26 protein-coding genes and 1 rRNA gene are annotated in these 23,355 nt (G+C 38.8%); 7 read left to right on the top strand and 20 right to left on the bottom strand.

Annotated features, from left to right (window positions below):
* Positions 1-223: 223 nt before the first annotated feature.
* Together LZP85_RS01295 and LZP85_RS01290 are read right to left on the bottom strand one after the other, a co-directional pair.
* Positions 224-1,776 (bottom strand): 16S ribosomal RNA (locus LZP85_RS01295).
* Positions 1,777-2,052: 276 nt separating this feature from the next.
* Entirely contained in the window at positions 2,053-2,922 is an 870-nt protein-coding gene (locus LZP85_RS01290) for a nucleotidyltransferase-like protein (protein WP_119542843.1), read from the bottom strand.
* A 220-nt stretch (positions 2,923-3,142) separates the two neighbouring features.
* Between LZP85_RS01290 and LZP85_RS01285 the strand changes: the two genes are divergently transcribed.
* Positions 3,143-3,514, top strand: a complete 372-nt coding sequence (locus LZP85_RS01285; RefSeq protein WP_025909549.1) for a YgzB family protein — start codon at positions 3,143-3,145, stop codon at positions 3,512-3,514.
* An 11-nt stretch (positions 3,515-3,525) separates the two neighbouring features.
* On the opposite strand, the gene perR is transcribed toward LZP85_RS01285, so the two are convergent.
* The 6 genes from perR to LZP85_RS01255 all read right to left on the bottom strand — a co-directional run bounded on the left by perR (position 3,526) and on the right by LZP85_RS01255 (position 7,826).
* Positions 3,526-3,930 (bottom strand): peroxide-responsive transcriptional repressor PerR, encoded by a 405-nt coding sequence (gene perR / locus LZP85_RS01280; RefSeq protein ID WP_061786178.1) that lies wholly within the window; start codon positions 3,928-3,930, stop codon positions 3,526-3,528.
* 275 nt (positions 3,931-4,205) lie between these two features.
* The gene (bcp, locus tag LZP85_RS01275; RefSeq protein ID WP_025909547.1) at positions 4,206-4,676 is read right to left on the bottom strand and encodes a thioredoxin-dependent thiol peroxidase; all 471 of its coding nucleotides are present in this window, start codon (positions 4,674-4,676) and stop codon (positions 4,206-4,208) included.
* Positions 4,677-4,745: 69 nt separating this feature from the next.
* On the bottom strand, positions 4,746-5,147 hold the full coding sequence (locus LZP85_RS01270; RefSeq protein WP_061786177.1) for a potassium channel family protein: 402 nt from the start codon (positions 5,145-5,147) through the stop codon (positions 4,746-4,748).
* 92 nt (positions 5,148-5,239) lie between these two features.
* Positions 5,240-6,025, bottom strand: coding sequence for an ABC transporter permease (locus LZP85_RS01265; protein ID WP_206782881.1), 786 nt, complete (start codon positions 6,023-6,025; stop codon positions 5,240-5,242).
* Between the two features lie 3 nt (positions 6,026-6,028).
* Positions 6,029-6,820 carry an ABC transporter permease gene (locus LZP85_RS01260; protein WP_025909544.1) on the bottom strand — a complete coding sequence of 264 codons (792 nt, stop codon included), beginning with the start codon at positions 6,818-6,820 and terminating at the stop codon, positions 6,029-6,031.
* The gene (locus tag LZP85_RS01255; protein ID WP_061786176.1) at positions 6,813-7,826 is read right to left on the bottom strand and encodes an ABC transporter ATP-binding protein; all 1,014 of its coding nucleotides are present in this window, start codon (positions 7,824-7,826) and stop codon (positions 6,813-6,815) included. The genes LZP85_RS01260 and LZP85_RS01255 overlap by 8 nt, the downstream gene beginning before the upstream one ends.
* Positions 7,827-7,973: 147 nt before the next feature.
* Between LZP85_RS01255 and LZP85_RS01250 the strand changes: the two genes are divergently transcribed.
* Together LZP85_RS01250 and LZP85_RS01245 are read left to right on the top strand one after the other, a co-directional pair.
* Positions 7,974-9,272 carry a glutamate-1-semialdehyde 2,1-aminomutase gene (locus tag LZP85_RS01250; RefSeq protein WP_061786175.1) on the top strand — a complete coding sequence of 433 codons (1,299 nt, stop codon included), beginning with the start codon at positions 7,974-7,976 and terminating at the stop codon, positions 9,270-9,272.
* 213 nt (positions 9,273-9,485) lie between these two features.
* Positions 9,486-10,574 carry an FUSC family protein gene (locus tag LZP85_RS01245; protein WP_025909541.1) on the top strand — a complete coding sequence of 363 codons (1,089 nt, stop codon included), beginning with the start codon at positions 9,486-9,488 and terminating at the stop codon, positions 10,572-10,574.
* Positions 10,575-10,599: 25 nt separating this feature from the next.
* Here the strand turns inward: LZP85_RS01245 and LZP85_RS01240 are convergent, their stop codons facing one another.
* From LZP85_RS01240 to fabL, 5 genes are all read right to left on the bottom strand, one after another.
* Complete coding sequence (locus LZP85_RS01240) at positions 10,600-12,348, bottom strand: ABC transporter ATP-binding protein (RefSeq protein WP_025909540.1); 1,749 nt, start codon at positions 12,346-12,348, stop codon at positions 10,600-10,602.
* Positions 12,349-12,516: 168 nt separating this feature from the next.
* Complete coding sequence (gene ntdP / locus LZP85_RS01235) at positions 12,517-13,050, bottom strand: nucleoside tri-diphosphate phosphatase (RefSeq protein WP_025909539.1); 534 nt, start codon at positions 13,048-13,050, stop codon at positions 12,517-12,519.
* A gap of 304 nt (positions 13,051-13,354) precedes the next feature.
* On the bottom strand, positions 13,355-13,615 hold the full coding sequence (locus LZP85_RS01230) for a YgaB family protein (RefSeq protein WP_119542847.1): 261 nt from the start codon (positions 13,613-13,615) through the stop codon (positions 13,355-13,357).
* A 241-nt stretch (positions 13,616-13,856) separates the two neighbouring features.
* Positions 13,857-14,033, bottom strand: a complete 177-nt coding sequence (locus tag LZP85_RS01225) for a gamma-type small acid-soluble spore protein (RefSeq protein WP_119542848.1) — start codon at positions 14,031-14,033, stop codon at positions 13,857-13,859.
* Between the two features lie 72 nt (positions 14,034-14,105).
* Positions 14,106-14,855: an enoyl-[acyl-carrier-protein] reductase FabL gene (gene fabL / locus LZP85_RS01220; RefSeq protein ID WP_025909537.1), complete on the bottom strand. Its 750-nt coding sequence runs from the start codon at positions 14,853-14,855 to the stop codon at positions 14,106-14,108.
* Between the two features lie 148 nt (positions 14,856-15,003).
* On the opposite strand from fabL, the gene LZP85_RS01215 reads away from it, so the two are divergent.
* Positions 15,004-15,228, top strand: coding sequence for a hypothetical protein (locus LZP85_RS01215; protein ID WP_119542849.1), 225 nt, complete (start codon positions 15,004-15,006; stop codon positions 15,226-15,228).
* 43 nt (positions 15,229-15,271) lie between these two features.
* Here LZP85_RS01215 and mutY read toward each other — a convergent pair whose 3' ends face one another.
* Entirely contained in the window at positions 15,272-16,366 is a 1,095-nt protein-coding gene (mutY, locus tag LZP85_RS01210) for an A/G-specific adenine glycosylase (protein WP_076512914.1), read from the bottom strand.
* 139 nt (positions 16,367-16,505) lie between these two features.
* Between mutY and LZP85_RS01205 the strand changes: the two genes are divergently transcribed.
* Positions 16,506-17,486, top strand: coding sequence for a metal-dependent hydrolase (locus LZP85_RS01205; protein WP_206782880.1), 981 nt, complete (start codon positions 16,506-16,508; stop codon positions 17,484-17,486).
* A 57-nt stretch (positions 17,487-17,543) separates the two neighbouring features.
* Here the strand turns inward: LZP85_RS01205 and LZP85_RS01200 are convergent, their stop codons facing one another.
* Entirely contained in the window at positions 17,544-17,813 is a 270-nt protein-coding gene (locus LZP85_RS01200) for a YfhJ family protein (RefSeq protein WP_025909533.1), read from the bottom strand.
* A 136-nt stretch (positions 17,814-17,949) separates the two neighbouring features.
* Here LZP85_RS01200 and LZP85_RS01195 point away from each other — a divergent pair, with 136 nt between their 5' ends.
* Entirely contained in the window at positions 17,950-18,108 is a 159-nt protein-coding gene (locus LZP85_RS01195; protein WP_025909532.1) for a small, acid-soluble spore protein K, read from the top strand.
* Positions 18,109-18,152: 44 nt separating this feature from the next.
* Here the strand turns inward: LZP85_RS01195 and LZP85_RS01190 are convergent, their stop codons facing one another.
* Positions 18,153-18,473 (bottom strand): YfhH family protein, encoded by a 321-nt coding sequence (locus LZP85_RS01190; RefSeq protein WP_025909531.1) that lies wholly within the window; start codon positions 18,471-18,473, stop codon positions 18,153-18,155.
* 81 nt (positions 18,474-18,554) lie between these two features.
* Between LZP85_RS01190 and LZP85_RS01185 the strand changes: the two genes are divergently transcribed.
* Entirely contained in the window at positions 18,555-19,214 is a 660-nt protein-coding gene (locus LZP85_RS01185; RefSeq protein ID WP_025909530.1) for an SDR family oxidoreductase, read from the top strand.
* A 31-nt stretch (positions 19,215-19,245) separates the two neighbouring features.
* On the opposite strand, the gene recX is transcribed toward LZP85_RS01185, so the two are convergent.
* From recX to LZP85_RS01165, 4 genes are all read right to left on the bottom strand, one after another.
* On the bottom strand, positions 19,246-20,055 hold the full coding sequence (recX, locus tag LZP85_RS01180; protein ID WP_061786517.1) for a recombination regulator RecX: 810 nt from the start codon (positions 20,053-20,055) through the stop codon (positions 19,246-19,248).
* 83 nt (positions 20,056-20,138) lie between these two features.
* Positions 20,139-21,476 (bottom strand): GH1 family beta-glucosidase, encoded by a 1,338-nt coding sequence (locus LZP85_RS01175; protein ID WP_206782879.1) that lies wholly within the window; start codon positions 21,474-21,476, stop codon positions 20,139-20,141.
* Between the two features lie 12 nt (positions 21,477-21,488).
* Positions 21,489-22,394, bottom strand: coding sequence for a carbohydrate ABC transporter permease (locus LZP85_RS01170; protein ID WP_206782878.1), 906 nt, complete (start codon positions 22,392-22,394; stop codon positions 21,489-21,491).
* Positions 22,395-22,397: 3 nt separating this feature from the next.
* Positions 22,398-23,297: a carbohydrate ABC transporter permease gene (locus LZP85_RS01165; RefSeq protein ID WP_206833667.1), complete on the bottom strand. Its 900-nt coding sequence runs from the start codon at positions 23,295-23,297 to the stop codon at positions 22,398-22,400.
* Positions 23,298-23,355: the final 58 nt, after the last annotated feature.

The raw sequence follows: 23,355 nt of genomic DNA, 5'->3' as shown, positions 1-23,355 counted from the left end.
TTCTTATTAGATAAGAAGAAAGTGATGTACTTTCTATTAAATGAGAGATTGAACTCTCAAAACTGAACAAAGCTTCAAAACGTACGTCTTGTCTAGCTACGGCTCCTAGTCATTCGATCGTTTCACTTTTGTCAACGAAACCAAATAACGGTTTCCCTGTCAAAAGCTCCAACGCTTTTCATGACTAAACAATCGCCTTCGCTTTTCATGTAAAAATCCTTAGAAAGGAGGTGATCCAGCCGCACCTTCCGATACGGCTACCTTGTTACGACTTCACCCCAATCATCTGTCCCACCTTAGGCGGCTGGCTCCATAAAGGTTACCCCACCGACTTCGGGTGTTACAAACTCTCGTGGTGTGACGGGCGGTGTGTACAAGGCCCGGGAACGTATTCACCGCGGCATGCTGATCCGCGATTACTAGCGATTCCAGCTTCATGTAGGCGAGTTGCAGCCTACAATCCGAACTGAGAATGGTTTTATGGGATTGGCTTGACCTCGCGGTCTTGCAGCCCTTTGTACCATCCATTGTAGCACGTGTGTAGCCCAGGTCATAAGGGGCATGATGATTTGACGTCATCCCCACCTTCCTCCGGTTTGTCACCGGCAGTCACCTTAGAGTGCCCAACTAAATGCTGGCAACTAAGATCAAGGGTTGCGCTCGTTGCGGGACTTAACCCAACATCTCACGACACGAGCTGACGACAACCATGCACCACCTGTCACTCTGTCCCCCGAAGGGGAACGCTCTATCTCTAGAGTTGTCAGAGGATGTCAAGACCTGGTAAGGTTCTTCGCGTTGCTTCGAATTAAACCACATGCTCCACCGCTTGTGCGGGCCCCCGTCAATTCCTTTGAGTTTCAGTCTTGCGACCGTACTCCCCAGGCGGAGTGCTTAATGCGTTAGCTGCAGCACTAAAGGGCGGAAACCCTCTAACACTTAGCACTCATCGTTTACGGCGTGGACTACCAGGGTATCTAATCCTGTTTGCTCCCCACGCTTTCGCGCCTCAGCGTCAGTTACAGACCAAAAAGCCGCCTTCGCCACTGGTGTTCCTCCACATCTCTACGCATTTCACCGCTACACGTGGAATTCCGCTTTTCTCTTCTGCACTCAAGTTCCCCAGTTTCCAATGACCCTCCACGGTTGAGCCGTGGGCTTTCACATCAGACTTAAGAAACCGCCTGCGCGCGCTTTACGCCCAATAATTCCGGATAACGCTTGCCACCTACGTATTACCGCGGCTGCTGGCACGTAGTTAGCCGTGGCTTTCTGGTTAGGTACCGTCAAGGTACAAGCAGTTACTCTTGTACTTGTTCTTCCCTAACAACAGAGTTTTACGACCCGAAAGCCTTCATCACTCACGCGGCGTTGCTCCGTCAGACTTTCGTCCATTGCGGAAGATTCCCTACTGCTGCCTCCCGTAGGAGTCTGGGCCGTGTCTCAGTCCCAGTGTGGCCGATCACCCTCTCAGGTCGGCTATGCATCGTTGCCTTGGTGAGCCGTTACCTCACCAACTAGCTAATGCACCGCGGGCCCATCTGTAAGCGATAGCCGAAACCATCTTTCAATTTTCTCTTATGCAAGAGAAAATGTTATCCGGTATTAGCTCCGGTTTCCCGGAGTTATCCCAGTCTTACAGGCAGGTTGCCCACGTGTTACTCACCCGTCCGCCGCTAACATCATAGAAGCAAGCTTCTATGATGTTCGCTCGACTTGCATGTATTAGGCACGCCGCCAGCGTTCATCCTGAGCCAGGATCAAACTCTCCGAAGAAATGTTTGACTTGCTCATAAAAGTTTTAAAAAATTAACGTTGACGTTTGTCGCTTTGTTCAGTTTTCAAAGTTCAACCGTCGCTCTTAAGCGACTTTCTTATCTTACCAAGTAGTTAACTTTTTGTCAACAACTTTTTTAAGATTATTTTTCAAGTTTTTCATAAACTTGGTATCGCTCATCAGCGACGTATATAAATTTAACATGTATTTTCATGAACGTCAACATCTTTTTTAAAAAAAGATAAAAAAACATTTGTTTTTTTATCTTTCCTTTATTAACCCTTATTAATAGCGTAGTAACGATGATATAAACTCTTTCCTTTTGTCTCCACTTTATGAATTACTACAATCTCTTTTTGGATGAGGAATTCTAGCAAAATTCCTAAATCGATTGCATATGGGCTAACTTGCTGATGTGAAATGAGTTCATTAAACGTCCACTCTTCTTTTTCGCTCATAATTGTTAATAGATGTGTAGAACCTATATCAACCTTTTTATTTACATAAAGCTCACTAGCTAAGAATAATAGCTCAAGCTTCTTGTTTATCTCTTCTTGGCTGCCAACAAGCTCTTCATATAAACGATAAATAGATGGCTCAATTTTTTTCACTTGATTCCAAACAGTAACCTCTGGGTAAAACCCATTTTCTAGTACTGATAGACGCGCTAAATGGTGTAAAGCATGAACCACATGATTGAATGCATCTAGATGATGATTTGACGTATAAAAGTCTTTTCCTTCTTTAAAACGGCGAATAAGCTTGGCAAATTCAATACCTATCCTCTTCACTCGATCTTCGCGCGGAAAATCCAGTAGTCTTTTTTTCAAATTTGCTACGTATTCATTACGATCAAACAGTACTTTTCCATTTAACACCCAATCAACAGTACGTCGGTTGGTACCCATCATAATCCATTCGCTAATCTGCTGTTCTGAAGCTATATAAAGAGCTGCTCTTTGTTCTTTATACTCATACTGCTTCACAAACACAGGTACCTCATTGTTACTTGTGATAATAAATAGTATGGCATCTAAGTCATCTGTAACTGGTGAATCTGTTTTCCTTTTTTCTATTAATAAAATACCTAACGTTTCTTTTTTACTTGCTCGCTCTTGGTATAGCGGTCGTAAAATATCTTCCATTCTGCAAGCTCCTCACTATCATAATTAAAGATATTGGTCTAATCTTCTTTTATATTGAAACACATTTAGTGTGAATGTTCGTGACGGACTTCCTCACAGCTTATTATAACAAATTCTCTCTTTTATTCACTCCCTAAACAGTTCTATCAGTTAATTCAACCTAAAAGACTTATTTTTCTTACAATTATGCTATATTTATAAAGTGGGAGGGAGATTTTTCATGGGAATTAAATACTCAAGTAAAATCAATAAGATCAGGACATTTGCATTAAGTTTAATTTTTATTGGCTTCATCGTGATGTATGGAGGAATCTTTTTTAAATCTTCCATGTGGCTTATGACCATTTTTATGCTATTGGGTTTACTATGTATCATTGCTAGTACCGTTGTTTACTTTTGGATTGGCATGCTTTCTACTAAAGCTGTACAGGTCACATGCCCAACCTGTAATAAACATACGAAAATGCTTGGACGAGTAGACTTATGTATGTACTGCAATGAGCCTTTGACTCTAGATCCAGCCCTTGATGGAAAAGAGTTTGATGAGAAATATAATAGAAAAGACACAAAGAAAGCTGATAGTATATCATAACTATCAGCTTTTTAATGTGCTTTTTTAGTTGTACAATCCGGACAAGTACCATAAATCTCCATACGGTGGTGACTAATCTCAAACCCGGTAATGTGCGCTGCAAGTGCTTCTACTTCATCTAATCCTGGATAATGGAAGTCAACAATTTTTCCACACTTTTCGCATATTACGTGGTAATGCTCGGTCGTAATATAATCAAAACGACTTGAAGCATCTCCGTAAGTTAGCTCTTTTACAATTCCTACTTCTTTAAAAACGCGTAGATTATTATAAACGGTTGCCACACTCATATTAGGAAATTTATCCTCCAATGCTTTATAAATATCATCAGCAGTTGGATGTGTCATTGAATTGATTAAATACTCTAAAATAGCATGACGTTGCGGTGTAATGCGAACGCCAGTTTCTTTCAGCATTTCAAGCGCTTCTTGTAAATGTTTTGACACGTCATGCACCTCTCTTCTATAAGCATTCTTACTTTATAATTCTTACAATTAGTGTAACTCTTACTGCTTCACTTTGTCAATCTCATTAACAATTCCTACTATATATTATTTTTAAACGATTTTTTATTCATTCAAAAAAAACGCGACTATCTAAGTCGCGCTTTATATCGTAACACCTGAGGAGGTATGCCCTACATTGTTATCATACGCATAACGAAAGATTTTGTTATAGACGAATGCCTTAATTATGCTAAATTTTCTTTAATAAAACGTAAAGCTTCTGCTACGTGATCTTTCACACGCACTTTGCGATATTCTTTCGCAATTTCACCGTCTTTGTTAATAATGAACGTCGAGCGCTCAATGCCCATATACTCTTTTCCAAAGTTCTTTTTTAACTTCCATACACCATATGCTTCAGCAACTTGATGATCTTCGTCTGCTAATAGTAAAAATGGTAGTCCGTGTTTATCAATAAATTTTTGATGTTTATCAATTGGATCTGGACTTACGCCTAAGATAACGGCATCTAAGTCTGCAAATTCTTGATGAGCATCTCTGAAATCACATGCTTCTGTCGTACAGCCCGGCGTCATATCTTTTGGATAAAAATAAAGAACAACATTTTGACCTTTATAATCAGATAGAGCTACCTCTTCTCCATTGTTAGCTGCTAGTTTAAAATCTGGTGCTACTTCACCTACTGTTACTGTCATCTTATATCGCTCCTTTTATACAGTTCTCTATGGTTATAGGGTAACCAATTTCGCGATTTAAGACAACTTTTAAACTTTCTCATTTCGACTTACCGTGCGAATCACAAAAACAGCTGGCATCATATACCCAATGAGAGCTTCGATTGTTGCAAACATCTTTCCAATACCAACGGGATACATATCTCCATACCCTACAGAGAATAGCGTAATGGCACTAAAATACATGCTGTTGAACAGTGTATAAAAATAATGTTCTTGATGATAAAATCCTCCACTAATTACTTCTATATTACTCATTTCACAAACCGTATAGATTAAGCTAAAGCCAAGCAAAACCGTTAAATATGAATAAAGTAAAACAAAAAAATGACCAAGTGAGAAGAAATGAAATTCACCGAGCTCTTTTTCAAACAAAAATTTCATGCTTCCTACCATTAGAAACACAATGACTAGAATCAACGAAACCGTCATACGGATACTCCTTTAAGTAAAAAAGTTCTTGTATTACTATACGTTGTCCCCTACCTACTCATTACTGTTCAATAGCATAAAAAAAGCAGGCATCAGTTGCCTGCTCCTCGATACCTTTTTACACCAACATTCCATAAGACAATAGCTAGAGTAAAAAAGATAACCCCCATAACTGGAGTTAAAAATGCATAGCCATACCATTCTTCTCTTCCTAAGAAGTAAGCAGCTGGATATACTCCAACAAAGGCAAACGGTAAAATCCATGTTAGCACATAACGAATAACGTTGTTATAAATATCAACAGGATAGCGTCCATAGTTTCCAATGTTATACATCGTTGGCATAATAGACGTACGAGCATCTGACCAAAAACCTATGCTTGCGAGTGCAATAAAGATACCTGCATATACCAACGCTCCCCCGAGCACAAATAGAATAAAGATGAAAAAGTCATACCAAGCAAACAAAAGGTCTAAAATGGAGCCAGCATAAATCATCACTGCCACCCCGGTGATTGCTCCAAATAAAGACTCTAATTCCATTCTTTCTAAAATCACTTGAAACAAGCTATGAATAGGTCTTGTTAAGATACGATCCATTTCACCTTTAACAATATAGCGCTCATTAAAATCCCAAATGTTAAAGAATGAAGAGAATACTGCAAAAGGAACTAGGAAGAATCCATAAATAAAAATGATTTCTTCTCGTGACCAACCGTTGAGAAATTGAGTGTGGCCAAATACAACTAAAATAAAAATTAGGTTTACTGCTTGAAATAGTAAATCAGATACAACTTCAACAACCATATCAGCTCGGTATTGAAGTCTGGTTTTTATATATTGACTGATGTATTGAAAGAACATAGAAAAATAAAACATTGCTTACCCTCCTTGGATGACCATCTTTTTCTTTGCAACATTCCATAGAAAGACGATAGGAATAAATAAAAGCAGTGACCAAATAAGCTGTGTCACCAATGCAGTTACCACTTCACTTCCCGTAAATCCTTCTGTAAAGATCATGCTTGGAATATAGCTGATTGCTTGAAAAGGAAGATACCCCATTAAATCTTGTGCCCAAAGAGGATAAAAGCTAATTGGTAATAAAAGCCCTGAAAACAAATCTATGATAACGCGCTTTGCACGAATTAATCCATCATTATTAAACAAGAAGAATGTCGTAATTCCCGTTAATAAGTTAATTTGAGTATTAACAATAAAGCTAAAGATAATTGAAAAACTAAAATAAATCCATGTCTGTACGTGGCCTGATAAATCTATCGGGAATAAAAACCAGACAATCACCATTCCTGGAATGGAGAAGAATAGCAGTCTAAAAATCCCTTCTCCAAGCCCCTGCATCATTTTCATTCCAAGATAGTTATAGGGCTTAATTAGTTCAACCGCCACTTTCCCGTCTTTAATTTCCATAGCCATCTCACGATCAATGTTGTTGAAATAAAAGGCGCGCGCCATCCAGGACACAGCTACATATGTTGTCATCTGCGTCATTGATAGCCCTTGAATATTTTCTTTCCCTCCGTAAATAGCAGACCATAGGAAATAGTAGGCTCCAATATTAATCGCATAGATTAATATACCGCTGTAGTAATTCGTTCGATACGCAAGCATCATTAAGAAACGAATGCGTATCATTTCAATATATTTATCCATTCACAACACCTTCTTCATAGATGTTACGAATAACTTCTTCAGTTGAAATTTCATGAATACTTAAATCAGCAATTTCGTATTTCGCTGCTACTTTAGCAATTAGCTGTGACATGCTATCTCCTTTGTTCTCAAGATTAGCAACCCAGCTGTTGAGGCGGTCTCCCCTCACCCACGTAACAGGTAACCCCTGTGTAATTAATTGCAGCTGTTCTTGAAGTGGTTCTTTTGTAAATTCAAATATAACCTGTTTCATATCTCCCCAGTTAGAACGCAGCTTTTGTAGCGAACCATCATAAATAATGTTTCCTTCATCCAACATAACGACGCGCTCACATAAGGCTTCAATGTCAGCTAAATCATGCGTTGTTAATAAGATTGTTGTATTGTATTTTTCGTTAATTTCTTTTAGGAACTGACGAATTTTTAGTTTCACTAATACATCTAGCCCAATGGTTGGCTCATCTAAAAAAAGCAGCGGTGGATTATGAATAAGTGCTGCCGCTAACTCACATCGCATTCGTTGACCAAGAGATAGCTTTCTCACAGGCTTATCTAATAATGGACCAATATCCAGCGTTCGAATCACGTGCTCCATATGGTTGTTATAATCTTCATCTGATACTTTATATACTTTTTTTAGTAGACGAAACGATTCTTGAACAGCAATATCCCACCAAAGCTGTGAACGCTGACCAAATACTACCCCAATGGTACGCGTAAACTGCTCACGCTCTTTATGAGGATTCATTCCGTTCACTTGAATCTCACCGCCAGTTGGTGTTAAGATTCCCGTCAGCATTTTAATGGTCGTCGATTTCCCTGCTCCGTTTTCTCCAATATATCCAACCATTTCACCTTGTTTGACTGTAAACGAAATATCGTTTACAGCTTTTAATACTTTATAATTTCTTGTAAACAAGTCACGAAACGCACCTTTTAAGCCTGAACGACTCGAATAGGCCTTAAATTCTTTTCGCAACCCCTTTACCTCAATTGCATTTGTCATCTCGTTTCCTCCATCTATTCAACTAGTTTTATCTACTATTTAAATTGTTCATGCACAGTTTTCTATCATACACCTTCTACAATGTTTTTCAAGAAACAAATAAGTTTGGTAGAATAGAACGTGGAATTATACTTTAGGAGGCATATTATGCAGTTTACGAAATCAGAACAGCTTCACGGAGAAGCACTTCAACATATTGTCGGCGGTGTAAACAGTCCGTCTCGTTCATATAAAGCAGTAGGTGGCGGATCCCCAGTTGCAATGGAAAAAGCAAAAGGCGCTTATTTTTGGGATGTTGATGGAAATAAATATATTGATTATCTAGCAGCATACGGACCAATCATCACGGGTCATGCTCACCCTCACATCACAAAGGCAATTACACACGCAGCGGAAACAGGCGTATTATACGGTACTCCAACTGCTCATGAAGTAAAATTTGCAAAAATGTTAAAAGAAGCGATGCCTGCAATGGATAAAGTTCGCTTTGTCAACTCTGGAACAGAAGCTGTCATGACAACAATTCGCGTAGCGCGAGCATATACAGGTCGTGACAAAATCATTAAATTTGCTGGTTGCTACCACGGACACTCAGACCTTGTGCTTGTCGCAGCAGGATCTGGCCCTTCAACGCTTGGCACACCAGACTCAGCCGGCGTACCAAAAAGTATTGCAAAAGAAGTTATTACCGTTCCATTCAACGATATTCAACCATTTAAAGAAGCTTTAGAAAAGTGGGGAGACCAAATTGCTGGTGTCCTGGTCGAACCAATCGTAGGGAATTTTGGAATTGTCGAGCCGCATCCAGGCTTTTTAGAACAGGTAAATGAACTAACACACGCAGCAGGTGCACTTGTTATTTATGATGAAGTCATCACCGCTTTCCGATTCATGTATGGTGGTGCCCAAGACTTACTTGGTGTGAAGCCAGACTTAACAGCATTAGGAAAAATCATCGGTGGAGGCCTTCCAATCGGAGCATACGGTGGTAAACAAGAAATCATGGAAAAAGTTGCGCCTTTAGGTCCCGCTTACCAAGCTGGAACAATGGCCGGAAATCCAGCTTCCATGCTTTCTGGAATTGCGTGCTTAGAAGTATTAAAAGAAGAAGGCGTATACGACAAAATGGACAAGCTTGGTGCGATGCTTGAAGAAGGTATTTTAAAACACGCTCGTACATATAAAATGCCAATTACTATCAACCGTTTAAAAGGTGCGCTAACGCTTTACTTCACAACAGAGACAGTCACTAACTATGAACAGGCTGAAAATACAGACGGTGAATTGTTTGCAAAATTCTTCAAGCTCATGCTTCATCAAGGTATTAATTTAGCTCCTTCGAAATACGAGGCTTGGTTCTTAACAACAGAACATACGGAAGAAGATATCCATGTGACGTTAGAAGCCGTAGAAAAAGCTTTTGAGCAGCTAAGCAAAGAATTGTAATCCTTCTTTTCTTGTAAACTAATTGAACATAAAAATACTTGTCGAAAAATCCCGTTATTTAACGGGATTTTTCTTATTCCTTCCTCTTGATATCCACATGCAAACCTTGTATAGTATGTTATTGTTTATATAATTCAAGATGGGTTATGTATACTATAAAGAAGCTTTTATTTATTTTATCAAAATCTTATGTATAGAAAGGACTATGAAAGCATGAAACTTGGTGCCCGCATTTTAAAAACGGGAATTGCCATTACACTTTCATTGTTAGTCGCTGAATTGCTCAATCTGCCATCACCCACATTCGCAGCAATCGCAGCAGTTTTTGCTATTCAGCCTTCAATTTATCGCTCGTATTTGACAGTTTTGGAGCAAATTCAAGCTAACGTCATCGGAGCGTTACTAGCAGTTGGGTTTGGACTTTTATTCGGCACACATCCGTTTATTATTGGTTTAACGGCTGTTATGGTAATTACGCTTAATTTAAAGCTAAAAATCGGCAATACAATTGGCCTTGCGCTGGTAACCGTTATTGCTATTATGGAAAGCCCTAGTGATGACTTTGTTCAGTTTGCAGTCATCCGCTTTGCAACCGTCTTATTAGGGGTCTTTTCAGCATTTATTGTAAACTTAATTTTCTTACCACCAAAGTATGAAACAAAGCTTTATTATAAAATTGTTGGTACAACTGAAGAAATTATTAAGTGGATTCGTATGAATATCTACCATGCTTCTGAATATACGCTGTTAAAAGAAGACATTGAAAAAATCAAGGATCAGCTAACGAAAGCCAATCAGCTGTTTGATTTCTATAAAGAAGAGCGAACGAATTCAAAGAAAAAGGTATTTGTTAAATCTCGAAAACTTGTGCTTTTCCGCCAAATGATTACAACAACCTCCCATGCTCTTAAAACATTAAAGCAGTTGCATCGTCTTGAAAATGATATTCAACACATGCCACAGTCGTTTCAGAATCTCATAAAATCTGAGATGGAATGCTTGCTAATGTATCACGAGCAGGCTCTGTTAAAGTTTATTGGTAAGCTAAAGGTTCAATTAACAACATCTGTACCAACTGAAGCATATACAAAAAAGCGTGCATTAATTGATGCATTTATGAAATATAAGCTGCTTGAAGATGACGAAGATAACAAGATGTTGTATCACTTATTTCCTCTCATCGCAAGTATCATTGAATACAGTGAAGAGCTAGAGCATTTAGATCGATTAATCGATAGTTTCCACAATTATCATAAGGAAGACAATGCACTTGAAATTAATCATGAGCGAGAACAAGATTAAAAAAAGCCAGGTACCTACCTGGCTTTTAATTTTGCCCTAACTGCTGTACAGTGAACAAATCATAGTAATATCCTTTTTTCTTCATTAGCTCTCCGTGAGAACCCTGTTCAACGACTTTTCCATCCTGAACGAGTACAATTTCATCCACATGTGTGATGGTTGACAAACGGTGCGCCACGATAAACGTCGTTCGTTCCTTCGCAAGCTTTTCAAGAGTTTCTTGAATGTAATGTTCACTTTCTAAGTCCAATGCAGATGTTGCCTCATCAAAAATTAAAATCGGTGGGTTTTTCAAAAATACGCGAGCAATGGAGACGCGCTGCTTTTGCCCACCTGAAAGCTTCATTCCTCTTTCTCCCACTTTCGTATCATAACCGTTGGGCAATTTCATAATGAAGTCATGTGCGTTAGCTGCTTTCGCGGCTGCTACAACGTCTTCATCTGTGGCACCGGGTTTTCCCAATAGAATATTGTTACGAATCGTATCGCTAAATAATACCGTATCCTGCAAAACGATTCCTATTTGATCGCGCAGATTTTTCGTTTGATAGTCTTTTACGTTTACACCATCAATTAAAATTTCCCCGGAAGAGACATCGTAAAAGCGTGGAATAAGGCTAATGATGGTTGATTTACCGCCACCACTCATACCTACAAACGCTACCGATTTTCCTTGTTCAACATCCAAGTTAATATCGTGCAGGATATACTCATCTTCTTCATACGCAAATGATACGTTATTAAACTGAACTGCTCCCTTAATCTCTAGAGCGTCTTTCGCATTAGGCGAATCTACAATGTCATATTGTTCATCAATAAATTCAAACATTCGGTCCATAGAAGCAACGGACTGCGTTAATGTTGTTGATGAGTTTACAAGTCGACGCAGCGGGTTATATAACCGATCAATATAGCCTACAAACGCCACCATGGTACCAATCGATAAATTTTCGTTAATAACTTGATAACCAGCAAACGCAATAACAATTAACGGGGCTAAGTCCGTAATCGTATTCACCACTGCAAATGTCTTAGCATTCCAATTTGTATGATCAATTGCTTTTTGTAAAAAATTACGGTTCTGATCATCGAACTGCGCTTGCTCATGATTTTCAATCGCAAAGCTTCGAATAACTGAAATTCCCTGTACCCGTTCATGTAAATGACCTTGTACTTCAGCTAATGCTTGAGAGCGTACACGAGTTAAATGACGTAGCCTACCATAAAAATATCTAACGGATAAAGCGTATAATGGCAGTAAAATAATAGATACCAATGTTAGTGGCACGTTCATTGTAAACATAATAATAATAGCAATTACTATGGTGAACATATCAAGCCAAACATTCATTAAACCCGTGATTACGAAGTTTTTCGTTTGCTCTACATCGTTAATGACACGCGAGATGATTTCACCTACACGCGTATTAGAATAATAACGAAGGCTGAGCTTTTGAATATGATCAAACAGCTGGTTTCGAATATCATACAATACTTTGCTTGATACCCACTGCGCATAATATTGACGATAATATTCAACTGGAGGGCGTAAAATTAAAAAAACAAAGAAAGAACCACCCATGATCATCAACAACTGCTTTATTTTTTCACTGTCTGATAATGTATCTGAATCAATAACGTCATCAAGTACGTATTTTAACAGCAGTGGAATTAATAGTGGAATTGAAAACTTTACCACACCAATTAAAACTGTTCCAACAATTTGCCACTTATATGGCTTTACAAATTCCATATACCGCCTGATGCTTCCCACTTGTTCTCTCTCCCTTCTTCCTCTAAATGGCTATGCCTATTAAGCCTCTTTTATAATGTAACATTCTGCACACTTTCATATACGGTTTTTAAGCTCTGGTACTCAACATAAAAAAGCATCATATAGGTCAAATTTCTAGATCCTATAATGACGCTTATATCCGTGCGCTTATGCATGTCGATATGTTAAAAAACGCTCATACCACGTATCGATAAATTCTGGTGCAAACGGTCCTTTACGTTGGCGAATCCAGGTTTTCAAATGCTCAACATGAGTATGTAAAATACGGTCTACCGCTTCTGGGTAGTTCATTTCTTGACGATGTTTTTCGTACTCATCTTCATCTAGAAGCGTATAGGTCATATCTGGGTATACTTTAATATCTAAATCATAATCAATGTACTTCAGCGCTTCTTGGTCATGCGTAAATGGTGAACTAATATTGCAATAATAATAAATACCATCTTCACGAATCATACCAATCACGTTAAACCAATATTGCGAATGGAAATAACAGATGGCTGGCTCTCTTGTAATCCACGTTCTACCGTCTGATTCTGTTACGACCGTGCGATCGTTTCCTCCAATCATCAGGCTACTTGTCGATTTTAAAACCGTCGTCTGATCCCACACACGATGAAGCTTGCCATCGTGCTTATAACTGTGTATTTGAATTGTTTCTCCTTCCATTGGAAATCCCATCTCCACTCCCTACTTTCATTTTGACTATCACAATTACCTCACGTACGCTTTTAAGTAGTCACAGCCTAGTCTTATATGTCATTACTTCTTTTAGTTAAAACCATCGATGCTTTTTATCAAAGCGGTAACATATCTGCTTTCTAAACAGTGACCTTGTTTCGTATATACATTGTCCTCTCCTATTTATTATAACGGTTTCTCTTCTATTTTAAAACAAATGTGATGTGGTTCTTCTTGAATAAAAAAGCTGCACCTCTCTTTTTAGCAAGGAAACATCCTTTAAAAAGAGAGGTGCAGCTTTCCTTTAACGAGATACCGGATAGTGGGAATCCTTTTTGTATGAAGAGATAATCTCTTCTGTTTGTACCTCAAAAGTTTGCTGAATTTCTTTTAGCCTTTGCTTCATCTCGCTAATTTCTCCGCGGATACAATCCAGCTTTGCTTCTGCCTGTAGTTTAATAAGCTCTTCTTCAATTTGTTGACAGCGTTCAATTTCTGATTGTAAAAACAAAAGTTGGTCCATCGTTTCTAATTGTTGAGACACTAATTTTGTAAATTGCTCCATGTCTTACTCCTCCTTCTAGTAAACAGCTCGTTCACTTCTTTCATTTCAGGTAGGTAACACATTTATAAAGCAGAATCTGTTGAAATTGAAATCAGAACGCTCTTGGGTATAAGTCCACTTTTAACATTCTGTTCTTTCACCTTTAATTCCTTTGACGAGATATGTAAAGTTTCGAGAGCTTTTGTCAAATTAAAAAGCGAAGCCATGGTCCTTCATAAGAACCTTGGCTTCGCTTTTACCATTAACCTTGGTGTTTACCAGAGTTTTGGTTTTTCTTTGCTTCAGCTTGTGCGTTTTGTTGCTTCACTTGTTGCGCATCTGTTTCGCTAGCAAATTCTGCACCGTATTGGTTGTTTGCAGCTTGTGCGTTTTGTTGCTTTACGTGTTGCGCGTTTGTTTTGTTTGGTTGTTTTGCCATTGTAATCACCTCCACAAAAATTAATATGTCCAGGTGATTACGGCGATATACACTCTTTTTTATTTTAGCTTATTACATCAGTAAAGAACGTCCGCCATCTACGATAAGCGTTTGACCACAAATCATATTGGCTTTATCCGACACTAAAAATTGAACCGCATCTACCATATCATTTGGCTCAACCATTCGACCTGTTGGCGTATGTTGACGCGCATCGTCTAACAGCTCATTGCGATTTGGGAAATGCTTTAACGCTTCGGTATCAACGGCTCCTCCAGATACAGCATTCACAATGATGTTTTTCGGAGCTAACTCTACCGCAAGATAGCGAGTTAATGCTTCAACGGCTGCTTTTGAAACTCCTACCGTTGTATAGTTTTCTAAATAGCGAATCGAGCCCAGTGAACTGATGGTTACAATTTTGCCGCCCCCGACTTTTTCCATTCTTTTTGCCGCTTCTTGCGCACAGAATAAATAACCTTTGCTGTTAATATCCATTGTCCAGTCCCAGTGTGTTTCTTCAAGCTCCATTACAGGACGTAAAACACCAGATGCTGCATTGCTAATAAATACATCCAAGCGCCCGAAAGCTTCGTCAATTTGCTCAAACATCTCTTTGATTTTTTCGACCTTACCGACGTTTGCTTTTACAACCAGCACTTCACGTCCGAGTGCTTTTACTTCTTCTGCTACTTCTAATGCTGCACTTTTGCTACGCGCATAGTTGAGGACGATATTGTATCCGTCCTTTGCAAGTCTTAGTGCAATTTCTTTTCCAATTCCACGACTGCTTCCCGTTACAAGTGCTACTTTTTGTTCCATATTATCTACTCCTTATGTATCGTTCTGTTCATATTGTACTTATATTTCTGTATAAGAAACAAGGGGAGATGAAAAAATAAGTCTGCCTAGATTCATTTGCTTACGATGCAAGAATGAGGCTTAATTAATGATAAGAAGGTGATGAAGCATGTACGTAGGTCGTGATATGACTGAATTATCAATGATGGCAAAGACCGAATGGCGAGATAGTGAGCTCGCATATTTTCATCATTCCCTCCAGCAAATCATGCCTTATTTAAATACTGAAGGCCAAGGTATTCATCGTCAAATTGTAGAAGAAATTGAAAATCGTGGCGGTCTGTATCGAAATGAAGCTGATTACACGCACTCCACCAACGTAATATATGATTAAACACAACAACAAAGAGACTGTGAACAACCACAGTCTCTTTTCATTAAGTAATTTTATGGTATTCCTTTAGAATTTTTTGATGAGACACTGGAAACGCATATTCTTCTATTTCTTTAACCGATACTAACTTTAAATCATCTCGGTTAGCAATATTGCCCGTGAGTACCCCTTTATACACGTTAATGTTCCACACAATGTGGGAGAACACGTGCTGAATGACTGTAAAAGGAGGGTCTAGCACCACTTCTGTATCATAATCGGCTTCAACAAAGGATGTAAGCTGAGTTTGCTCTGTCCCAATGGTAAGATCCACTTCTACATTTGGAAATTCCCACAGGTTTGCAAGTAAACCTTTATTGGGACGCTTGTGAATGAGGAAATTACCTTGTTCATCTGTAACAACAGCCGCTGCGATTTGAACAGCTCTTGGTGGTTTTTTCTTTGACTTAACCGGTAACTCCTGCTGAACACCCTGCTCAAACGCTCGACAATGCTCACGCACAGGGCATAGAAGACAGGATGGAGAAGTTGGGGTACATACAATGGCGCCTAATTCCATTAGGCCTTGATTAAAAAACGACGGGCTGTCTTTTGAAATGATTTCATGAACAACCTCTTCAAAAACCTTGCGAGTCTTTGGCTTTGCAATATCGTCCCAAATTGATAAAATACGGGATAATACTCGCATGACGTTCCCATCAACAGCTGGCTGAGGTACCCCGTATGCAATACTAAGGATGGCTCCAGTCGTATATGGTCCTACTCCTTTTAACTTTGAGATTTCATCTGGCGTGTGGGGAACTTTGCCACCGTATTGTTCGTGCACTTCGCGAACAGCTGCTTGTAAATTTCGCGCTCGTGAATAATAGCCTAGCCCTTCCCATGCTTTTAATACGTCGTCTTCAGGCGCATAGGCTAAGTCTACAATCGTTGGGAATTTCTCAATAAAATTATTAAAGTATGGAATGACTGTATCAACTCGCGTTTGTTGTAGCATAATTTCAGAAACCCATACTTTATAGGGATCTTGATCTTGTCGCCATGGTAAAATGCGCTGTTCTGTCTCAAACCATGAGATAAGATCGTGCTGAAATTGTTCTATTTGAAAATCTTTGACAATATCTTTACTTTGTTTCACGTTATATCCTCCGAGGTATGAGCTATACATATACAATGTATTGGTATTGAAATATTGTTCTGTTTCTATTCATGTTATACTCTAAACACACTTGCTTCTATCTGAAAAGTAAGGTTAAGCAAATAAGGAGGTTGCTTTAATGGATACTGGTACACATATTGCAATGGGAATCGCCATCGGTGCACTTGCTACTTTAGATCCTGTTGTCGCGGCAAGCAGTGTCACCACAGAAGCCGTAATGATTGGCGTTATTGCCGGTTCATTAGCACCTGATTTAGATACGATTTTAAAACTTAAAAATAATGCTCACTACATTCGAAATCATCGCGGAATCACGCATTCAATTCCAGCAGTGGCGCTTTGGCCCTTGCTTATTATTGTAATTGTTTCGCTGTTTTTTCCAAACGCTAATTTATTCCACTTATGGATTTGGACTTTTGCTGCCGTTATCATTCACGTTTTTGTTGATGTGTTTAATGCTTACGGCACACAAGCCTTAAGGCCATTTACTGATAAATGGATTGCGCTCGGTGTTATTAATACATTTGACTACTTTATCTTTGCTGTCCATGTTGTTGCCATCTTAATTTGGTTCTTAGGAATGAGTCCTGGCCCAACCTTTATTACCATGTACAGTATTATTGCTTTGTACTATGTATGGCGCTTTTACATGAGACACCAAATTGCAAAGAAAATACGCCAGAAGTTTCCGGACGTGGTAAAAATGAATATTTCACCAACGATTCGCTTTACACACTGGCACCTAGCCATCACAACCAAAGAAAACTTCCACGTTGGGCGCGCAGTTGGCCAGAAAATCTTTATTTACGATACATTTAAAAAGATTCCTATTCCTGAGTCTGACGTAATTGATGTTGCTAAACGTGATGAAAACCTGGCTGCATTCTTATCTTTTTCCCCAATTTATCGTTGGGAAGTTGATGAATACAGCGATCATATTGAAGTTCGCTTCATTGACCTTCGCTATCGTAGCAAAGATTATTACCCGTTTGTAGCAGTAGTTCAGCTTGATTATGATTTGAATATTATTTGTTCGTATACAGGATGGATTTTTAGTGAGAAAAAGCTTCGTAAAAAGCTCGACTATCTTCCTCACTAAGCCATTTGAGCACCTAAAGCCCCCTAAGCTAGAGCCAGGGGGCTTTTCATTTGTAAATTAATGCTTTAAATAATCATCGTTATTTAATAAGTGCTTATATTTTGGGTTTTTGACCGCCACTTCATGAAGCTTATCCCCATAGTGGTTAATGTACATTTTTACAACTTGCTCTGCAGCTTCTTTTCCCTTGTATTCATAGCCTGCTTTTGCATACGTTGACTCGAAATCTTCCCAAAATAACTCAACCCACGTTCTTGCTTGTGCATAAGAAAGTGTATCATTTTTTGCAAGTAATTGATTTGTGAGTCTTTCAAAAATATCTTCCATATAAACACCTCTGTTACCAAATTATTCATGAGTAAACGATTGGTTTCGACTTACACTAAGTCAAGGGGAGTATAGCTTTCCCTGACTTACTATATCATACACACAACAAATTCTTTTGTAAAAGGGGCAGTCTTGAATGCGTAATAAAGAAAAAAACTTTCCAAATCAATCAAACAACAAACTAGAAGGTGAGCCACGCGCTAAAGCTGAATTCGCTTCAAAACGCGCTGATGGAACAATTAACACAAACCCACAGGAGCGTATGCACGCATCTAACCAACGTACAGACGGCTAACAAAATAAAAGCACGAATTGATCGCCGTCAATTCGTGCTTTGTTTTATGAATCGCTCTTAAGCATTGAGATTGGTAGTGCTTCTTCTTTCTCAGAGGTTCCTAAACGAAACCCCCAAGCAAACACTCCATTCATGTAATCAATTTTAAAATATTGACCTGGAGCTCCTTCAATTTCATATACTTCACCAGGTTTGTATGAAGATGGATCCAACAAGTACGACTTAGCCATCACAATTTTTCTTTCTAATACGGCATACTCGTTAATCATCCCTAATTGCTCAGCTTTTCGTGCTTTATCATTTAGCACGCTAATCTCTTGCTGAATCTCATACGTACTCATTTCACTATACCTTTTGTCTGACACGATGTTTCCCCCTTTTGTTCCTTTCTTTTTATTATAACAAAAGGTATAACTAAAAGGAGAGCAATATAAGGAGGCGCTTACATGAAAACAATATTAATTACGGGCGGAGCAACGGGTCTTGGCAACGAGCTTGCTAAGCTATATGTACAAAATGGCGATCAAGTCATTTTATTAGGCAGAAATGAAGAAAGACTGAATAAAGCACAAGAAGAGTTAGGTACAAGCTGCATTGCCACCGTTTCAGCGGACTTGACTAATTACCAAGAGCTTACACAAAAAATGGATAATCTTTTGTCTTTTCACTCCGTTGACGTTTTAGTTAACAACGCAGGTATGGGACATTTTGGACCACTTACAAGCTACACAAAAGAGATGATTGATGAGGTCATTGATACCAATGTTAAAGGAACAATTTACCTCACACAAGCCCTGCTACCTCATCTACAAACACGTGAGCAAGCCTCTATCTTAACAATCATCTCAACTGCTGGGCTGCGCGGAAAGAAAAACGAATCCGTTTATGTCGCAAGTAAATTTGCGCTCAGAGGATTTGTTGAAAGTTTAAAAGTAGAATGTGAGCACACTTCTGTTTCATGCACTGCTGCTTATATGGGCGGAATGGATACGCCTTTTTGGGACAACAGCGATCATATCGCGGATAAAAGCCGCTTAAAGCATCCAAGTGAAGTAGCTAGCATTATTTTCAACCAGCGTATGACAAAGGAAGACATTATGATGTAACATACACAAAAGCCTTGCTGACAGCAAGGCTTTATTCTTCTTCCAAGGATGAAATAAACGCTTCAATTTGATCAATTGAAAAGCCTTTTCGATAGAGGTTCTGCTTCATTTTTTGCTCATACTCCCAGCCGCTATACTTCGCGTATTTCCTATGAGCCTTCATGCCTTGTTGTGTAAGAGCTTGCCATTCTTCATCACTATTTTTTTCAACATCCACGTGCTGCATGGCTTCGTTAATAATGCTAAAAGAATAGCCTTTGTTCACTAAAAACTGCTCAATCTTTTGCTTCATGACGATTTCTGAGTACTTTTTATATTTCCCCTTTAGCTTTGCAATGAGCTTCATTACTGTTTCAATTTGCTCTTCTTTTGAGAAATGTTCAAGCGTAGACTGAACGATGTCTGGTTTAATCCCTTTTTCTTGAAGCTCTCGTTTAATAACGCTCGGCCCTTTTGACGTAGTGTTAACCTGCGTAAGCACGTAGGCTTTGGCAAACTCTTCATCATTTAAATACCTGTGAGAATCTAACCTTTGAATCACCTGCTGAACAATCATATCTCCTACTTCTTTTTTCTTTAAATAATCTCTTACTTCTTTTTCAGAGCGCATTCGATATGAGAGATAGGTTACCGCTAAGTTATAAGCTTTTTTTTCCTCATCTGCAAATTGAATTTCCGCTAGTTCAAACTCATCCAACACTCGTCCTTTTTTCAAGTCATACTGAATGAGAACATTGGCATCAACACCAAAAGCAAATTCTTCGCCTTTTCCTTGATCTATATAAACATTAAATCTCTCTGCGCTATTCTTTTGCGTTGTAATTTTCGTAATAACCGTCATTTTTTCACCTCATCCAATTCAACAAAAAAATTCTTCTTGGCTCATCATATCACACTGAACCAAGAAGAACGTATCCGTTGCTTTTAAATTAAGATGCTACGGTTGCTTTTAATAATTTCCGCATATCGATATGCACTATCTTTCCAAATTCGCTCTTGAGAATCAAAATCTACATAGAGGATTCCAAAGCGTTTATCGTAACCAAAGCTCCACTCAAAGTTATCCATTAATGACCATAAATAATAGCCTTCAATACCCATTCCTTCTTCATTGAGTTCATGTACAGCCTGTAAATGTTGCTCCACGTACTCTACACGACCTGCATCATGAACGCGGCCATTTTCAACAATATCATCAAACGCTGCTCCATTTTCCGTAATATAAATTGGAAGGTTGGTATACTCTTTTCGTAAACGATGGATTAGATCTTTAAACTCTTTTGGTGAGATGTCCCAGCCCATTCCTGTTTTTGGATAGTCAGAATATGCTCCTTGATACATAAAATCAGAAGCTGCGTTAAACTCAACTAGCGCTCGACTATAGAAATTAATTCCAAAAAAGTCGCACGGAGTCGAAATTATGTCTAAATCACCAGCTTGGATAAAATCATAGGAATGAACGTATTTTGAAAAAACATTCATCATATCAACAGGGTACTGCCCTTTAAAAACCGGGTCTAAAAACCATCTGTTGGAATACCCATCTGCATTATTTGCTGCAAGCTGATCATTTAAAGAGCTTGTTTTCGCATAGACCGGTGATAAATTAAGCGTAATTCCAATCGGTGTACTTGACTTTAGCTCTTCTTTCAACACGCGTACGGCTTGGCCATGAGATACTAAAATATGATGAGCTGCTTTTAACGCTTCTTCCATATTTTGATGTCCTGGTGCATGAACACCTTGATGATAGCCTAGAAAAGCTGCACACCATGGCTCATTATGAGTAATCCAAGAATCAATATTGGCATCTAATTCTTGAAAACAAGCGCGTGCATAATCCATAAACCATTGAACCGATTCACGGTTCGCCCATCCGCCTTCTTCATGTGCCCATACCGGCAAATCCCAATGATAAAGCGTTACGGCTGGCTTGATGTTTTCAGAGCGTAGCTTTTTAATCAAACGTTTGTAAAAATCCATTCCCTGCTGGTTAAACACGCCTTTTTCCGGAAAAATTCGTGGCCAAGAAATTGAAAAGCGATATGTATCGACTCCCAGCTTTTTAATTTGATTTACATCTCCTTCAAAGCGATGATAATGATCACAAGCCACGTTGCCATTATGACCCTTATGCACTTTTCCTGGTATGCCACAGAACATATCCCAGATAGACGCTGTTCTTCCGTCTTCTAAATATGCCCCTTCAATTTGATAAGCTGATGTTGCCGTTCCAAACGTAAACCCTTTGTGAAATTTCATCCGATAATCCCCCTATTCTTTAATAGACCCTGCTGAAATGCTATTGACAATGTATTTTGATAGAAATAAAAATGCGACCATAATTGGTACAACCGATATCGCAATACCTAAATAAAGTGAACCTAAGTTCTGAGCAACTTGAGAACCTTTCAAAAAGCCCATTAACACTGGTAAAGTAAACTTTTCTGGTGAGAACAACACAACCAATGGCGTAATATAGTTGTTCCATGATCCAATGAATGTAAAGATAGACATCGTCGCAATTGCCGGCATCATAATTGGCATGGCTACGCGATGAAAAATGGTTAGCTCGCTGGCTCCATCAATTCGCGATGCCTCAATTAAGCTTGGGTGAAGCGTTGTTTGAATGTATTGTTTTAAAAAGAACACTACAAACGGACTTGCGATGGCTGGGACGATAAGTGGAATAAACGTATCTAGAATTCCAAGATTTTTACTCAGCTCATAAAAACCGATTAAACCAAGCTGTCCAGGTACCATCATCATGACAAGCATGAAGACAAACAAGAAATTTTTCCCTTTAAACGTGTAGAAAGCAAATCCATAAGCAGTCAACGCTGAGAAATATCCTGATAGCACAGTGACAAGCACTGAAATGATTAGGCTATTTTTAAATCCTGTCCATATGTTGATATACTGTAGCATCGTTTCATAGTTTTCCATCAACGAAGAGCCTGGAAGAAGTTGAAACCCGGTCAAAATTTCTTCATTTGATCGCGTAGCATTAATCATCATCATAAAGAATGGAATAAAACAAATGACCGCTAAAAGGATAAGCGCTGCGTAAATAAACAGCTTGATTGCTTTTGCCTTTCCAGATCCGGGTGTTTTAATCGAAACCTTAGTCTCTAACGATTGACTTTGCTTACTTTTATTCACCACAGGTCGTTCTATCATTGTTTACACCTGCTTTTCCTTTTTATTTTGGTTACCGTACATTCCTTTGAAGACAAAAATAGAGAAAATAACGGTAATGATAAATAATCCGTAGGCAACTGCTGATGCATAGCCGTAGTTGTTGTATTTAAATGCTTGGTTATATAGATATAGCACCATCGTATTTAAAGCTCCGTCTGGAGAACCAACGCCATCCGTTAACAACATTGGTAAATCAAATAACTGCAGGCCGCCAATAAGAGACGTAATCATGATATACAGTAAAATTGGCTTTAATAATGGCAGCGTAATTTTCGTAAACGTTTGCCAGCGGTTAGCTCCATCAATTAGAGCAGCTTCGTAGTAATCTCTTGAAATACCAGAAACCCCAGCCATAACGACGATAAATGAATGACCAAACCACATCCATGTTAAAATCAGGGACACGGAAAGCTGAGCCGTTGTTGGATTATTAAGCCAGTTAATGGGCTCAGAGATAATTCCTAAACTCATTAATACCATATTTAATGACCCATGCTGCCAATCTAGTAAAATACCAAATAAAAGCGCAACGGAACTAATCGTGATTAAGTTCGGCAAGTAGAAAATGGAACGAAAGAATGCCAATCCTTTCATTTTGACGCGCATATCTGAGAATATTGCTGCTAGCAGTAGCGCGATCCCAATTTGTAAAACAAAGTTTACTCCCCAAATCTTCCATGTATTAAAAAAGGCTTCTACAAAATATTGATCCGTAAATAAGCGTGTATAGTTGGTTAATCCAACGACATCAGGAGTTCCGCTGCCGGTATAGTTTGTAAAGCTATAATAAAACGTCAGTCCTACGGGGTAGATGCTGAAGATTAAAAAAACAATCCAAAAGGGGGCTATAAAAAGATATCCATATCGATTTACCTTGTTCATCCCTCTACCTTCTTTCTCAATTTTTAAGGCGGGGGACACCAAGCGTCAGGTGCCACCC

This window comes from Priestia flexa (assembly GCF_021441905.1).
In the GTDB taxonomy this organism is placed as follows: Bacteria; Bacillota; Bacilli; order Bacillales; family Bacillaceae_H; genus Priestia; species Priestia flexa.
This window is presented reverse-complemented; position numbering and strand designations above follow the sequence as displayed.